Raw genomic sequence first — 14,697 nt, 5'->3', positions numbered from 1 at the left:
CCCGGCAGCGGAATCAGCTTCCGCTGCCCGACTTCACCATCGGCAGTGAAGTCGATTGCCCGATGGGCTCGGTGCCCGTCGGGTGCGACGCCGCATAGGCGCCCGCCTCGATGTCGGACACCGGCGTCAACCCATTGATCGCCGGCGCCGACGTCGACTGGCCAATGGGCTCCGTGCCGCTCGGGCGTGCCGCCGCCATCGCGCCGGCCTGCACCTCCGGGTTCTCCGGCGAATTCAACTGCAGCGGGTGGAAGTCCGAACCGTCGGTGGTTTCGGCGGAGGCATTGACCGTGCCCAGGGCCGCGAACGCGGCGAAGGAAGCAACGGCAAGAAGCTGGAACGAAGTGCGCATGGTGTGTTCTCCTGAAGGCAGGTTGTCTCCGGTCCGGTGCCGTCGCGCGGACCGCGCGCAGCAGGACCTGCAGCCACTCTAGGCAGCCTGACTGAGGCCAGCGTGAGCGAAGAATGAGCCGGGAGTGAGCACCGCGCGATGACTACGTCGGCAGCAGCACCCGCGCCCGCAGCCCCGGCCCCTCGTCCCCGTTGCGCAGCTCGATGCGCAGGCCATGCCGCTCGGCCGCCGTGCGCGCGATCGCCAGGCCCAGCCCGCTGCCGCCCGCCGCCGCGCCGGGCACGCGAAAGAAGCGGTCGAACACGCGCTCCAGTTCGGCCGGCGGAATGCCCGGCCCGTTGTCGAGCACATCGACCACCGCCTGCCCGTCGACGCGGTGCAGCCGCACATCGACCACGCCACCCTCGGGTGCGTAGCGCAGCGCGTTGTCGATGAGGTTGTCGAACACGCTGCGCAGTTCGGACGCAGGCGCGGTCACCACCGCACCGGTCAGACCTTCGAAGCCCACGTCGATGCGCCGTGCGTCGGCCAGCACCATGCGCTGGCCCAGGCTTTCGCGCAGCAGCACCTCGATGTCGACCCGCTCGCCCGGCGCATCCGACGGCGGTGCGTCCTGCCGCGACAGCTGCAGCAGCTGCTCGATGAGGTGCTGCGCGCGCGTCACGCCGGCCTCGAGCTGGTTGAAGCGCTCGGTGGCTTCGCCGGCCGGCACGTGCGCGCGCAGGTTCTCGATCTGCAGGCCGATGGCGGCCATCGGCGTGCGCAGCTCGTGCGCCGCGTCCTGCACGAAGCGCCGCTGCGTGGCGAAGGCGCTGCGCACGCGCGACAGCAGGTGGTTGAAGGCGCCCACCAGCGGCGTGATCTCGTCGGGCACGCGCGCCAGCGACAGCTCGGTGGGGCGGCGCTCGTCCTGCGAGGCCACGTCGCGCGCCACGCCGCGCAGCGAGCGCGAGGCGGCCGACACGATGAGCCACAGCACCAGCAGCGCCGCCGGCAGCAGCAGCGCGATCGGCAGGCCTTCGAGCAAGGCGCGGCGCAGGGCGCGGCGATGGCGGTAGTCCTCGTTCTGCAGCACCTGCACGCGCGGCGCATCGGCATGCGGCGCGGGCTCGGCCGTGAACACGCGCCAGCGCGAATGCGCGGGCCCTTCGGCGTGCACGTCACTGAAGCCGCTGCCGGGCTGCAGCGGCACCGACAGCGCGGGCCACGAGCTCGCGCGCAAGGCGGCGCCGTCGGCACTCCAGATCTGCACGACGAAGGCGCCGCGCGAGAAGGCCGCTTCGCCGTCCATCGCGCGCGGGGTCTTGGGCGGGTCGTTGCCCGCGTACGACTCGGCCACCAGCCGCATCTGGTCGTCGAGTGCGTTGTGCACGAGATTGCCGTAGGCCAGGAAGGAGAACCACGCCGTGAGCACCGCCGCCACCACATGCAGCGTGACCAGCCACAGCAGCAGCTGGGTGCGCAGCGAACGCGGGCGCCACCAGCGGCGGGCGGCATCGGTCATGCCGCCACTCGCCAGCCCAGCCCGCGCACGTTGCGGATCGCGTCGGCGCCGAGCTTGCGGCGCATGCCGTGGATCAGCACGTCGATGGCGTTGCTGGTCACTTCGTCGCCCCAGCCGTAGATGCGGTTCTCGAGCTGCTCGCGCGAGAGGATGGCGCCGGGCCGCTCCAGCAGCGCATGCAGCAGCGCGAACTCGCGCGCGGTGAGCGCCTCGCGCACGCCGTTGACCGCCACCTCGCGCGTCGTGAGGTCCAGCTGCAGCGCGGCGGTGCCGATCAGCGAATGCGCGGCGCCGTCGCGGCGGCGCACCACGGCGCGCATGCGCGCGAGCAGCTCGCGGAACTCGAAGGGCTTGAGCAGGTAGTCGTCGGCGCCCAGGTCCAGGCTGTGGATGCGGTCGTCCAGGCCGTCGCGCGCGGTGAGCACCAGCACAGGCGTGGCGTCGCCGCGTTCGCGCGCGCGGCGCAGCACCTCGGTGCCGTCCTGGCGGGGCAGGCCCAGGTCGAGCAGCACGCAGGTGTAGCCGCCGTCGCCGAGCGCGCTGTGCGCCAGCTCGCCGTCGCGCACCCAGTCGGCCGACCAGCCCGCGCCCTCGAGCGCCTGCTTCAGGCTGCGCCCGATCATTTCGTCATCTTCCACCAGCAGCACGCGCATCGCGGCGACTCCTTTGCGCGCAAGGTAGCACGCGACCGGGATGATCGTCAGGGGCCCTGCGCCTCGGCGCAGCGTAGGCGCGAAGACTTAGGCGGGGCTTAGGACGCGGACGGCGTGCTGCTCGTCCTCTGCGTCCGTGGCAAAGGCCAGCAGGCGCAGCGCCTCTTCTTCCACGCCGCGCCGGTCGGCCGCCGACCAGCGCGTGAAGGGTTCCAGCACCACGGTGGCCGCCTGCGTCGCGCGTTCGATCTTCCAGGTGCCCGCCACGAAGCCGTCGAGCAGCACCGTGCCGCGCACGATGCCGTTGATGGTGAACACGCGGGCGCGGTGCGCCTCGTCGAGCACGCGGCGGCGGTCGGCGTGCGAGAGCAGCAGGTTGTCCCATTCGGCGACCAGACGCGGCGGCGCGGGCGTGTCGGGGTCGGGGCGCGGCGCGCGCGGCAGGTCGAAGAGCTCCTGGCCCTCGTCGCCGGTGAACACGCGCAGCTGCGGCCTCAATCGATCGGCCACGGCCTTCCAGCCCGTGAGGCCCGACCACGCGCCGGCATCGGCCAGCGTCGCGGGGCCGAAGGCGGCGAGGTAGCGCAGCAGCAGATCGTCCTGCGTGGCAGCGGCGATGCCGGCAGTGGCATCGCCCAACCAATCACCGAGCGGCTGCAGCAGCGCGTTCTGGTGCGAGTTCCAGCTGCCCGCGGGCGGCAGGTGGACCAGCGGCACGTTGTTGCGGATGAGCGCGGCGAGCGAGGCCGGCGCGTGGTCTTTCCAACGCGCCGCGAGCGCCTGGCCGAGGGCGGTGCCGGTGAGCGGCCCGTCGCCCAGCAACGCACGGCCCGCCTTCACCACGGCCGCGCGGTCGACGCCTTCGAGGGCCCGCGCATGCAGGCCCGACAGGCCGCGCTGGTGCACGGGCTCGAGCAGCGGCCGCCAGGCCCACGCGTCCGCAGCGGTCATCAGGTGCAGGGTGGCGCGCAGCGTCGACATGCGCACGATGCGGCGGTTCTTCAGCGCGTCGGTCAGCTGCGCCCGGTGAAAGCCTTCGAGCCGGCTCCACAGGCCAATGTAGGGCGGGTTGGGCGCCTGCGCCTGCAGCCCGGCCAGCTTTTCGATGGCCTGCGCGACGCTCGCCTTGCGCCGCGCCAGCAGCATCTGCCGCGCGAGCGTGGCCCGGTTCAGCGCGCGCCGGCTCAGCACCGCGGCCATGGGCAGGTCGTCAGAATTTCTCGTGCGGCGCCAGGTAGCGCCACTGGCCCACCGGCAGGTTGCCCAGCATCACCTTGCCGATGCGCACGCGCTTCAGGCCCACCACCTTGAGGCCGACCAGCTCGCACATGCGGCGGATCTGGCGCTTCTTGCCTTCGGTGAGCACGAAGCGCAGCTGCTCGGGGTTCTGCCACTCGACGCGCGCCGGCTTGAGCGCCTGGCCGTCCAGGCTCAGGCCGTGCCGCAGCCGGGCCAGCATGGCGGGCGGAAACACCGCCTGCACGTTGGTGGTGACCGGGTCGTCGTCGTCCAGGCGCACCAGCTGGCCGGTGGGCGCGGGCTGGTCCAGCCCGTGGTAGGCCACGCGCACGAGGTATTCCTTGTCCATCGTCGAGTCTTCGCCGATGAGCTGGCGCGCGATGCGGCCGTCCTGCGTCATCACGAGCAGGCCGGTGGAGTCGATGTCGAGCCGCCCGCAGGGCGCCAGGCCGCGCAGCTGCTGCGGACCGAAGAAGAAGCGCGCGTTGTCTTCCGACCAGCGGTTCTGCGGCGTGAACAGCGTGACCGCCGGCTCGTGGCCGTCCTCGGCCTGCCCGCTCACGTAGCCGATGGGCTTGTTGATGAGGATCGTGACCTGGTTCGCCTGCTGGCCCTTGGCAGCCTTGTCGACCTCGATACGGTCGCTGGGCGTGACCTTCACGCCCATCTCGGCGGGCTTGCCGTTGACGCGCACCCAGCCCTGCGCGATCCAGTCGTCGGCCTCGCGGCGCGAGCACAGGCCGAGTTCGGCCATGCGTTTGTTGAGGCGCACGGGCGCGTGGGGGGAGGTGGAGGGCTCGGTCATGGGGGGGCAAATCCTAGCAAATGCGCCCTGCGAGTATCTGGCCGTTTGCCATCGGCCGCCTGCCCCGTGGGGCCAGGAACACTTGATCGATGCGTCGCACCGGTGCTATCCTGAATCCAGGCGCAAGTTGATTGCGCCCTTTTTGGGGGATTCCCAAGTGAGCATGCCAAACACACGCAAGTTTCAGTACGCCATCGTCATCGGGCGTTTCCAGCCCGTTCATTTCGGTCACCAGCGACTCATCGAAGAAGGCCTTCGCGCCGCCGATCGGGTCATCGTGGTGGTCGGCTCCGACCGCAAGCCGCGCAGCGTCAAGGACCCTTTCACCTTCGATGAACGCGAACGCATGGTGCGCGCGTGCCTGCGCGGCACCGAGCAGATGCGCGTGAGCGTCGTCGGCGTCGGCGACTCGCCCTACAACGACCAGATCTGGATCGCGTCGATCCAGTCTGCCGTCGAGCGGCTGATCCAGCAGGATGGCCATGTGCCCGCGGCGCAGGCCAAGGTCGCGCTGGTGGGGCACCTGAAGGACAGCTCCAGCTACTACCTCAAGCTCTTCCCGCACTGGGAGTTCGTGGGCCAGCACAGCGTGGAAAGCCTCAACGCCACCGACGTGCGCAACCTCTATTTCGACCCCGAGAACCGAGGCCAGCTCGCACGCGCCGACCTGCCCGACGGCACCGCCGCCTTTCTCGACAAGTTCACCGGCACCGCTGACTATGCCGAGCTCTGCGACGAACGCGCCTTCCTCGTCGACTACCGCGACAAATACCGCTATGCGGGCAGCGACTTTCCGCCGATCTACACCACGGTCGATGCCATCGTGGTCGAGGCGGGCCACATCCTCCTGGTGCAGCGCAAGTTCCATCCCGGCAAGGGCACGTGGGCGCTGCCCGGCGGCTTCGTCGGCCAGCACGAGCGGCTGCAGGACGCGGCCATCCGCGAGCTGAAGGAAGAAACCCGCCTCAAGGTGCCCGTGCCCGTGCTCAACGGCAGCATGAAGGCCAGCCATGTGTTCGATGCGCCCGACCGCTCGCAGCGCGGCCGCACGATCACGCACGGCTTCTTCTTCGAGCTGGCCCACAACCAGTGGACGGGCCTGTCGGATGTGCGTGCCGACGACGACGCGGCCGCGGTGCGGTGGGTGCCGATTGCCGAGTTCCTCGGGATGCCGGACCGCATCTACGAAGACCACTACTTCATCGCAAACCATTTTTTGGGTGGCCTGGGCAAGAACTGAACGACCAGGCTTTGTCAGCAAGAACGGGTCCCGGTTGACGGGGCCCACGTGAAAGGAGCTTTCACATGAACCGCAACCTCACCTCCTCGCCCCTGGGCAACAACCTGTTGCTGCGCACCGACTCCTACAAGGTGTCGCACTGGATGCAGTACCCGCCCGGTACGCAGACCGTGCACAGCTACATCGAATCGCGCGGCGGGCTCTTCAGCCATTCGCTGTTCTTCGGCCTGCAGGCGTACCTGCGCGAGTACCTGCAGACGCCGGTGACGCGCAGCGACGTCGAGGAAGCCGCAGCGATGATGGCCGTGCACGGCGAACCCTTCAACCGCGAAGGGTGGCTGCGGCTGATCGAGAAGCACGACGGACTGATGCCCGTGCGCATCCGCGCGGTGCCCGAGGGCAGCGTGCTGCCGGTGCACAACGTGCTGGCCACCATCGAGAACACCGACCCCGAGTTCTTCTGGGTCACGAGCTTTCTCGAAACCGAATTGCTGCGTGCCATCTGGTACCCGACCACGGTGGCCACGCTCTCGGCCGCCGCGCGCACCACGCTGCTGCGCTACCTCGAAGCGACCTGCGACGACCCGCAAGGCCAGATCGCGTTCAGGCTGCACGACTTCGGCGCGCGCGGCGTGTCGAGCCTGGAGTCGGCGGCGCTCGGCGGCATGGCCCACCTGGTCAACTTCATGGGCACCGACACGCTGGCCGCCTTGGTGGCGGCGCGTCGTTACTACGACTGCGACGTGGCGGGCTTCTCGATTCCCGCGGCCGAGCACAGCACCATCACGGGCTGGGGCCGCGACCATGAATCCGACGCGTACAGCAACATGGTCGACCAATTCGCCAAGCCCGGCACGACCTTCGCCGTGGTGAGCGACAGCTACGACATCTTCAACGCCTGCGCGCGCATCTGGGGCGACGAGCTCAAGGCCAAGGTGGTGGCCTCGGGCGCGACGCTGGTGGTGCGGCCCGACTCGGGCGACCCGGCCGAAACCACGCTCAAGGTGGCGCAGATCCTGGCCGAACGCTTTGGCACCACGACGAATGCCAAGGGGTTCCGCGTGCTGAACAACGTGCGCATCATCCAGGGCGACGGCGTGAACCTCGACTCGCTGCGGCTGTGCCTCTCGAACTTCTTCCACAACGGCTTCTCGACCGAGAACATCTCCTTCGGCATGGGCGGCGGCCTTCTGCAGCAGGTCAACCGCGACACGATGCAATGGGCGATGAAGTGCTCGGCGATGCAGGTGAATGGCGAGTGGCGCGATGTCTACAAGTCGCCGGTGGGCGATGTGAACAAGGCCTCGAAGAAGGGGCGGCTCGCGCTGGTGCGCAACGCCCGCGGCGAAGTGCAGACGCTGCGCGAGGAAGCGTTGGCGAGCGGCCAGGTCGATCTGCTGCAAACGGTGTTCGAGAACGGACGCATCGTCGCGAACACCACCTTCGAGGCGATTCGCGAGCGGGCGGCCGCCGGCGTGAATCAGCTCGTCACGTCGCGGGCGCCGCTCTGAGGCGGTGATCCTTCCAGCACGGCGCGTGTGCATCGGCCGTGCCACATGGCATGTCCATAATCCGGCGACCAGACCGCCGAATCCATGACCAAACTCCTGATCCTCAGTGTGAGCGCCGGCAACGGCCATGTGCGCGCCGCCCAGGCGCTCGAAGCCACCCTCGCCCAGTCGTTCGCGCCGCACACCGCGGTGCATGTCGACGCCATGGCCCATGTGCCGGCGGGCTTTCGCAAGGTGTACACCGACTGGTACCTGCAGCTGGTGAACCGCGCGCCCGAGCTGTGGTCGTACCTGCACCAGCGCACCGACGTCACGCCGCACCACGCGCCCTCGCAGCGGCTGCGCCGCGGCATCGAGCGCCTGAGCACCGGGGCGCTGGTGCGCGAGATCCGCCGCGCCAAGCCCGACGCCGTGATCTGCACCCACTTCCTGCCGGCCGAGCTGCTGATGCGCGAGCGCAACCGGGGCCGCATCGAATGTCCCGTGTGGCTGCAGATCACCGACTACGACCTGCACAACATGTGGCTGGTGCCGGGCATGACGGGCTACCTCGCGGCGACGGAAGAAGTCGCCTTCCGGCTGCGCGCACGCGGCATTCCGCCGGAGCGCGTGCATGTCACGGGCATTCCGGTGATGCCGGCTTTTTCCGAGCCCGATGCGCCCGAGCTCGCGCACGCGGCCTGCGCGAGTGCGCTGGGCCTGGACCCCGCACGGCCGGTGCTGCTGATGGCGTCGGGCGGTGCCGGTGTGGGCGATCTGCCCAGCATGGTCGAGCGCGTGCTCGCGCTCGGCGGCGACACGCCCTTCCAGGTCATCGCCGTGGCCGGCCGCAACGCCGAAGCCCATGCGCGGCTTGAGGCGCTCTCGCAGCGCCATCCGGGCCGCGTGGTGGCCGTCGGCTTCACGAACGAGATGCACAAGATGATGGCCGCGGCCGACCTGGTCGTGACCAAGCCCGGCGGCCTCACGGTGTCGGAGTGCCTGGCGCTGGGCAAGCCGATGCTGCTGATCTCGCCGATTCCGGGGCAGGAAGAACACAACGCCGGCTTCCTCATGGAGGAAAGCGCGGCCTGGCTGGCCTACGACGCCATCGGCCTCGATTACAAGGTGGCGCGCCTCATGGCCGACCCCGCCAAGCTCGCGGCCATGGCCGCGCGCAGCCGCGCGCTGGGCAAGCCGCAGGCCGCGCGCGCGGTGCTGCAGCGCGTGCTGGGCCTCGGCGCATGAGCGGCGCAGCCGTGGAGCCGCGGCCCGGCATCGGCCGCACGCTGGTCTACCTCGCGTGGGTCGTGACGATGGCGTTCTTCTTCGCCAACGCCGAGATCCAGATCGAAGGCGGCGCCGGCTGGGCCACCTCGCTGCCCACCTGGCGCATCGAGAACAACATCTGGCTCGACCTGTTCTGGGGCGGGCGCGCGATGACGGGGTACCACGCCTGGGTGTTCACCTTCATGATGCTGGTGTTCTTCTCGCCGCTGGCCTTCCAGGGACGCTGGGCGCTGCGCGACTGGGGGCTGGCGCTCGCCGGGCTGATCGTGTTCTGGGTCTGCGAAGACTTCCTGTGGTTTCTCATCAACCCGGCCTTCGGCTTCGAGAACTTCAACCCCGTGAAGGCCTTCTGGCACAAGCACTGGCTGTGGGGCGCGCCGGTCGACTACTGGGGCGGGCTCGCGGTGGCGCTGCTGATCCTGGTGCGTCGCCACTGGCCGCGCCGCGCACGATGAAGCAAGACACCGCCGACCTGCGCCCCGATCACTGGGCCGATCCGCTCGACGCCCTGCAGGTCGAGAACCTGCATCGCATCACGCCCACGCTGTACCGCAGCGCGCAGCCGCGCCGCGCCAACGTGGCGGCGCTGCAGTCGCTGGGCATCCGCACCGTCGTGAGCCTGCGTTCCTTCAACGACGACCGGAAGGTGTTTGCCGGCAGCGGCATCCGGCTGGTGCGCGTGCCGATCAACACCTGGTCGATCGACGACGCCAAGGTGCTGCGCGCGCTGGTCGCGATGCGCGAGGCCGAAAAGCAGGGGGCGGTGCTCATCCACTGCATGCACGGCGCCGATCGCACGGGCGTGGTGGCGGCCGCCTACCGCATGGCCGTGCAGGACTGGGACAAGGACAGCGCGCGCCAGGAGATGCTGCGCGGCGGCTATGGGTACCACACGCTGTGGCGCAACATCCCGCGCTACATCGAGCGGCTCGATCCGCTGCGGATGCGCCATGCGCTGGCCCATGCCCCGGTGATCCCCATGGTGTCTTGAAGGCGCCAGCAGGCGCGCGCACCCGCTCCTATACTGGCCGCCCCGTGGCCGATGGCCATCTCCGAACGACCTTTCACAGGGGCTTTCCCATGGCACTCCAACTGCGCTCCCTCGTCCGTTCCAACGGCGAACTCGAACTCTCCCTGCACGACGACCCGGTGCCCGAACCGCAGGCCCACGAGGTGGTGATCCGCGTCGAGGCCTCGCCGATGAACCCGTCGGACCTGGGCCTGCTCTTCGGCGCCGCCGACATGAGCACCGCCGTGGCCTCCGGCACGGCCGATCGCCCCGTCGTCACCGCCACGGTGCCCGAACGCGCGCGCGCCTCGATGGCGGCGCGGCTCGACCAGTCGATGCCGGTGGGCAACGAAGGCGCGGGCGTGGTGGTCAAGGCCGGTTCGTCGCCGGCTGCGCAGGCGCTGCTGGGCAAGACCGTGGCGGCCATCGGCGGCGCGATGTACTCGCAGTACCGCGCGGTGCCCGTGGCGATGTGCCTCGAGCTGCCGGCGGGCACCACGCCGGCCGAAGGCGCGTCGTGCTTCGTGAACCCGCTGACCTCGCTGGGCATGGTCGAGACCATGAAGCGCGAAGGCCACAAGGCGCTGGTGCACACGGCAGCCGCGTCCAACCTGGGCCAGATGCTCAACAAGATCTGCCAGAAGGACGGCATCGACCTCGTCAACATCGTGCGCAAGCCCGAGCAGGAAGCGCTGCTGCGCAGCATCGGCGCGAAGTACGTGTGCAACGCGAGCTCGCCGGACTTCCTCGAACAGCTGACCGACGCCCTGGTCGCCACCGGCGCCACGCTGGCCTTCGACGCCACGGGCGGCGGCAAGCTGGCCGGCCAGATCCTCGGCTGCATGGAAGCGGCGCTGAACCGCACCGCCAAGGAATACAGCCGCTACGGCTCGACCACGCACAAGCAGGTCTACATCTACGGCGGCCTGGACCGCAGCCCGACCGAGTTCGTGCGCAACTTCGGCATGGCCTGGGGCATGGGCGGCTGGCTGCTGTTCCCGTTCCTGCAGAAGCTGGGCGATGAAGGCACGCAGCGGCTGCGTTCGCGCGTGATCGCGGAACTGAAGACGACGTTTGCCAGCCACTACACGCGGGAGGTGTCGCTGGTCGAGGCGCTGCAACTCGATGCGATCGGGGTGTATGGGAAGCAGGCGACGGGGGAGAAATTCCTGCTGAATCCGAACAAGGGGCTGGCGGGCTGACACCTGCCCTGGCGCAAGGCCAGCGGCCCGGCCCGCAACCCGGCGTTCGACTCGATTCAGCCGGCGCGGCCCCTCACCTCGGCCGCGAATTGCGGCTGCGGGCCCCCTGCCATGCGTCGGGGTCTTGCGCGAAGCTTTGAACAATCATCGTCGACAGCTCTTTTTGCACCGCGCGCAAGTCGACCGTCGATTCTTTCAGCAGCGCCTGCAGCATCACGCCACGCAGCGCCCCCAGAACGATGACGGCCGCCGTGGCGGGATCGACGCCCTTTCGCATTTCGCCTGCCGCGATGGCGGCCCGGAAGTGCAACGCCAGAAAGTCGATCACGCTCTGGTTGTAGCGCCCCAGGCTTTCGCCGGTTTCGGAATCGTCGGTGGTGGCCTCGGCCATCAGCACCAGCAAGGCGCGGGTGTTGGTCCATCCGCCATCGGCGCGGCCCAGGTACACGGCCACGAAGGAAAGCAACGATGCCATGCCCTCGTCGGCCGGCGGGCTGCGCTCGAGCTCGTGCATGAAGTTCTGGTTGATGTAGGCAGCCAGCGCACGCAGCAGCGCAGGCTTGCTTCCGAAATGATGCGCCGCCAGGCCCCGGCTGTAGCCGGCCGCCTCGCCCACTTCGGCGAGCGTCATCCCGACCCACCCCTTGCGCGACACGATCTCGCGGGCCGCTTCCAGCAGGCGTGCCTCAGCGGCTGCGCGGCGCTCCATCTGCGTTCGGCGAGGGAGCGTGGTGTTCGGCGATTTGGCGGCGGTCCTCATGGGCCCGAAGTCTAACGACGCGATGCGGCATCCTTGACCACGCCGGCGCTGAGCAGCCGGTCGATCCGGTCGCCGGCATAGCCCAACTCCCCGAGGATCTCGTTCGAGTGCTGCCCGAGCAGCGGCGCACCGCTGCGGATCTGCGCCGGCGTGGCGCCGAACAGCGTGGCCGGCCGCGTGGTCTGCAGGGCGCCTTCCGAGGGATGGTCCATTGGCTGGAACATGCCGACCGCTTTCAGGTGCGGGTGCTCGGGCAGGTCGTCGATGCGCCAGATCTGCGTGGCGGGAATGTCGAGCTCTTCGCAGATCGCGACCCACTCGGCGGTGCTGCGCGTCGGTGTCAGGCTGTGGAGTTCGCGATAGAGCTCGCGGACGCTCGCGTTGAGCTTGTGCCGGTCCGACAGGTCGTAGGCACCCGCCAGGTCTTCCCGTCCCACGCGGCGGAACAGCGCGATCCACTGCTGCGGGCTGTACGGCAGCATGGCGATGTAGCCGTCCGACGTCGGTGCCGGCTTGCGCCCGCCGCTCACCACGCGCCCATAGCCCGCGGGTGCGGTCGGCGGATCGAAGGCGAGCCCGCCCATGTGCTCCACCATGGTGAACTCGACCATCGTCTCGAGCATGGGCACTTCGACGTACTGGCCGTTTCCGGTGCGCTCGCGATGGAACAGCGCCGCAAGCACCGCATTGACGACCACGATGCCGGTGGTCTTGTCGGCCATCAGCGTGGGCACGTAGTCGGCCGTTCCCGTGGACTGCCACATCAGCCCCGCGACACCGCTGGCGGCCTGAATGATGTCGTCGAACGCCGGCTTGGCATGGTCCGGGCCGTCCTGGCCGAAGCCGGTGGCCGCGCAGTAGACGATGTCGGGGCGTACCGCCCGCAGCGCGTCGTAGCCCAGGCCCAGGCGTTCGATGGCGGGAACGCGCATGTTGTGCACGAAGACATCGGCGTCCGCGGCGAGTTCGAGCAGGATCTTCCGGCCTTCGGCGCTCTTGAGGTCGACCGCCAGGGAGCGCTTGTTGCGATTGATGGCCAGGAAGATCGAACTCATGCCGGCGTGGCGCGACACACCGTTGGCGCGCATCAGATCGCCTTCGATCGGCTCGACCTTGATGACGTCGGCGCCATAGTCGCCCAGGATCTGCGTGGCAACGGGTCCGAGCACGACCGAGGTCAGGTCGAGCACGCGAACGCCCTTGAGCGGTCCGCTCGCCGCTGGTGTCGTGGGGGGCCGTTTTTCCATGAAGGTTCTCTGCTGATGTGGTGAAGATCATCTTATCAACTTGCTTGTCGATCAACAAGTAACTTCATAGAATCCGGCTTCCACCACAGGAGACACGTTCATGAACCCTTTGTCGAAGATGCTGCGCGCCGCGGCGTTCACGGCCGCGCTGGCATCCGCCGCGGCACCGTTCGCACAGGCCCAGCCACAACAGACCGCCGCGACCTATCCGTCCAAGCCGATCCATTTCGTCGTTCCTTTTCCGCCCGGCTCCGGCACCGACGTCGGCGCCCGCTTCTTCGCGCGAAAGCTGGGCGAGCTGGCAGGACAGCCGGTGATCGTCGAGAACCGCGCGGGCGCCAACGGCTTCATCGCCGTGAAGGCCGTGACCTCCGCGCCTGCCGACGGCTACACCCTGCTGATGGGCAGCAACTCGACGCTGGCCACCAACGTGGCGCTGTTCAAGCAACTGCCGTACGACCCGGTGAAGGACCTGGCCCCGGTCTCGACGCTCATGCGCTCGCCCATCGTGCTCATCGTGCCGGCCAACTCGCCCTACAAGACACTCAAGGACCTGATCGATGCGGCGCGCGCCAAGCCCGGGCAGCGCACCTATGCATCGGGGTCGGCCGCCTACCAGCTCATGGGCGAACTGTTCGCCGACAAGGCCGGCATCCAGCTGCTCAACGTGCCCTACAAGGGCGCGCCCGATGCAGTCAACGCCACGCTCTCCGGGCAGACCGATCTGGGCTTTTCCGACATCACCGCCACCATGGAGTTGCTGCGTGGCGGCAAGATCCGCGCACTCGCCATTGCGGCCGACCAGCGCCTTGCCGGCCTGCCCGATGTGCCCACCGCGCAGGAACAGGGCATCGGTGGCTTCAGCGCCGACACGTGGACGGGCGTCGCCGTGGCGGCCAACACGCCGAAGCCAGTGGTCGACAAGCTGTCGGACATGTTCGTGAAGATCCTCGCCATGCCCGAGACGAGAGAGTTCTACGCCAAGCAGAACGTGATCACGATGAAAGGCGGCCAGGACGAGCTGCGCGACTTCCAGCGCGAACAGATCGCCGTCTGGAAGCGCATCGCGGCGGCCGCAAAGATTGAACTCCAATGACCGATTCGCCCTCCATTTCCCAAAGCCGCGACGCCCATGTCGTCACGCTGACCCTGCGGCGCGGCCCGCACAACTTTGTCGATGCCGGCACGATGCGCGACCTGGCCGACCGCCTGGCCGCACTCGACGACGATGCAGGCTGCCGCGCCATCGTGCTCGCGGCCGAAGGCAAGTCGTTCTGTGCCGGCGCCGACTTCTCGGGCGTTCCCTCGGGCGGCCAGGCCGTCGACCCCGCCGACTTCTACACCCATGCCATGCGGCTCTTCGACGCTCGAAAGCCGCTGGTCGCGGCGGTGCAAGGCGCGGCGGTGGGCGCGGGCGTCGGGCTTGCGCTGGTGGCCGACTTTCGCGTGAGCTGTGCGCAGGCGCGGTTCAGCGTCAACTTCAACCGGCTGGGCTTTCACCCCGGCTTCGGTCTGAGCCACACATTGCCTCGCCTGATCGGCATGCAGCGAGCCTCGATGCTGTTCTACACGGGCCGCCGCATCGACGGCACCGAAGCGCTGGCCATCGGCCTGGTCGACGAACTGGTGACGGCCGACGAGGTGCTGGCCCGCGCCCAGGCGCTCGCCCAGGAGATCGCCATGTCGGCGCCGCTCGCGGTCCAGAGCACGCGCGCCACCTTGCGCGCCGGCTGCGCGCACGAGGTACGCGCAATCAACCAACGGGAGCTGGCCGAGCAACAGGTGCAATTCCTGAGCGAAGACTTCCGTGAAGGCGTCAAGGCCATGGCCGAGCGCCGCACACCGCGCTTCACCGGTCGCTGAGCGACCACTCGATCAGCTTTGCACAGACAACGACGGAGTACCT

Annotated in this window: 15 protein-coding genes; 8 read left to right on the top strand and 7 right to left on the bottom strand. The window is 69.1% G+C overall.

The features are described 5' to 3' along the window. Positions 1-13: 13 nt before the first annotated feature. From AC57B8_RS10310 to AC57B8_RS10290, 5 genes are all read right to left on the bottom strand, one after another. Positions 14-352, bottom strand: a complete 339-nt coding sequence (locus tag AC57B8_RS10310) for a hypothetical protein (protein ID WP_496479562.1) — start codon at positions 350-352, stop codon at positions 14-16. A 142-nt stretch (positions 353-494) separates the two neighbouring features. Further along, on the bottom strand, positions 495-1,856 hold the full coding sequence (locus tag AC57B8_RS10305; protein WP_496479561.1) for a sensor histidine kinase: 1,362 nt from the start codon (positions 1,854-1,856) through the stop codon (positions 495-497). Further along, positions 1,853-2,509: a response regulator gene (locus AC57B8_RS10300; RefSeq protein ID WP_062480678.1), complete on the bottom strand. Its 657-nt coding sequence runs from the start codon at positions 2,507-2,509 to the stop codon at positions 1,853-1,855. Before AC57B8_RS10300 ends, AC57B8_RS10305 begins: the two co-directional genes overlap by 4 nt. 87 nt (positions 2,510-2,596) lie before the next feature. Continuing rightward, complete coding sequence (locus tag AC57B8_RS10295; protein ID WP_496479560.1) at positions 2,597-3,709, bottom strand: winged helix DNA-binding domain-containing protein; 1,113 nt, start codon at positions 3,707-3,709, stop codon at positions 2,597-2,599. A gap of 10 nt (positions 3,710-3,719) precedes the next feature. Next, positions 3,720-4,553 (bottom strand): pseudouridine synthase, encoded by an 834-nt coding sequence (locus AC57B8_RS10290; RefSeq protein WP_495269777.1) that lies wholly within the window; start codon positions 4,551-4,553, stop codon positions 3,720-3,722. Between the two features lie 163 nt (positions 4,554-4,716). On the opposite strand from AC57B8_RS10290, the gene AC57B8_RS10285 reads away from it, so the two are divergent. From AC57B8_RS10285 to AC57B8_RS10260, 6 genes are all read left to right on the top strand, one after another. Further along, entirely contained in the window at positions 4,717-5,793 is a 1,077-nt protein-coding gene (locus AC57B8_RS10285) for a bifunctional nicotinamide-nucleotide adenylyltransferase/Nudix hydroxylase (RefSeq protein ID WP_070063035.1), read from the top strand. A 65-nt stretch (positions 5,794-5,858) separates the two neighbouring features. Beyond that, positions 5,859-7,304 carry a nicotinate phosphoribosyltransferase gene (locus AC57B8_RS10280; RefSeq protein ID WP_139700490.1) on the top strand — a complete coding sequence of 482 codons (1,446 nt, stop codon included), beginning with the start codon at positions 5,859-5,861 and terminating at the stop codon, positions 7,302-7,304. A gap of 84 nt (positions 7,305-7,388) precedes the next feature. Beyond that, on the top strand, positions 7,389-8,531 hold the full coding sequence (locus tag AC57B8_RS10275; RefSeq protein ID WP_070063033.1) for an MGDG synthase family glycosyltransferase: 1,143 nt from the start codon (positions 7,389-7,391) through the stop codon (positions 8,529-8,531). Then, a complete protein-coding gene (locus AC57B8_RS10270) occupies positions 8,528-9,028 on the top strand; it encodes a hypothetical protein (protein WP_159274786.1) in 501 nt (166 codons plus the stop codon). Before AC57B8_RS10275 ends, AC57B8_RS10270 begins: the two co-directional genes overlap by 4 nt. After that, positions 9,025-9,564, top strand: coding sequence for a tyrosine-protein phosphatase (locus AC57B8_RS10265; protein ID WP_496479559.1), 540 nt, complete (start codon positions 9,025-9,027; stop codon positions 9,562-9,564). Before AC57B8_RS10270 ends, AC57B8_RS10265 begins: the two co-directional genes overlap by 4 nt. An 89-nt stretch (positions 9,565-9,653) precedes the next feature. Continuing rightward, positions 9,654-10,784: a zinc-binding dehydrogenase gene (locus tag AC57B8_RS10260; protein WP_496479558.1), complete on the top strand. Its 1,131-nt coding sequence runs from the start codon at positions 9,654-9,656 to the stop codon at positions 10,782-10,784. A gap of 73 nt (positions 10,785-10,857) precedes the next feature. Here AC57B8_RS10260 and AC57B8_RS10255 read toward each other — a convergent pair whose 3' ends face one another. Both AC57B8_RS10255 and AC57B8_RS10250 read right to left on the bottom strand, forming a co-directional pair. Next, positions 10,858-11,544 carry a TetR/AcrR family transcriptional regulator gene (locus tag AC57B8_RS10255; RefSeq protein WP_496479557.1) on the bottom strand — a complete coding sequence of 229 codons (687 nt, stop codon included), beginning with the start codon at positions 11,542-11,544 and terminating at the stop codon, positions 10,858-10,860. Between the two features lie 11 nt (positions 11,545-11,555). After that, positions 11,556-12,791 carry a CaiB/BaiF CoA transferase family protein gene (locus AC57B8_RS10250; RefSeq protein WP_496479556.1) on the bottom strand — a complete coding sequence of 412 codons (1,236 nt, stop codon included), beginning with the start codon at positions 12,789-12,791 and terminating at the stop codon, positions 11,556-11,558. Positions 12,792-12,891: 100 nt separating this feature from the next. Between AC57B8_RS10250 and AC57B8_RS10245 the strand changes: the two genes are divergently transcribed. Together AC57B8_RS10245 and AC57B8_RS10240 are read left to right on the top strand one after the other, a co-directional pair. Next, positions 12,892-13,887 (top strand): Bug family tripartite tricarboxylate transporter substrate binding protein, encoded by a 996-nt coding sequence (locus tag AC57B8_RS10245; RefSeq protein ID WP_496479555.1) that lies wholly within the window; start codon positions 12,892-12,894, stop codon positions 13,885-13,887. Continuing rightward, complete coding sequence (locus AC57B8_RS10240; protein WP_496479554.1) at positions 13,884-14,654, top strand: enoyl-CoA hydratase/isomerase family protein; 771 nt, start codon at positions 13,884-13,886, stop codon at positions 14,652-14,654. Before AC57B8_RS10245 ends, AC57B8_RS10240 begins: the two co-directional genes overlap by 4 nt. Positions 14,655-14,697 lie beyond the last annotated feature (43 nt).

This window comes from Variovorax sp. BGA-UO-ETr-C22, assembly GCF_059567965.1.
The sequence above is the reverse complement of the archived record's forward strand: the minus strand, read 5'-3'. Positions and strand labels throughout refer to the sequence as shown.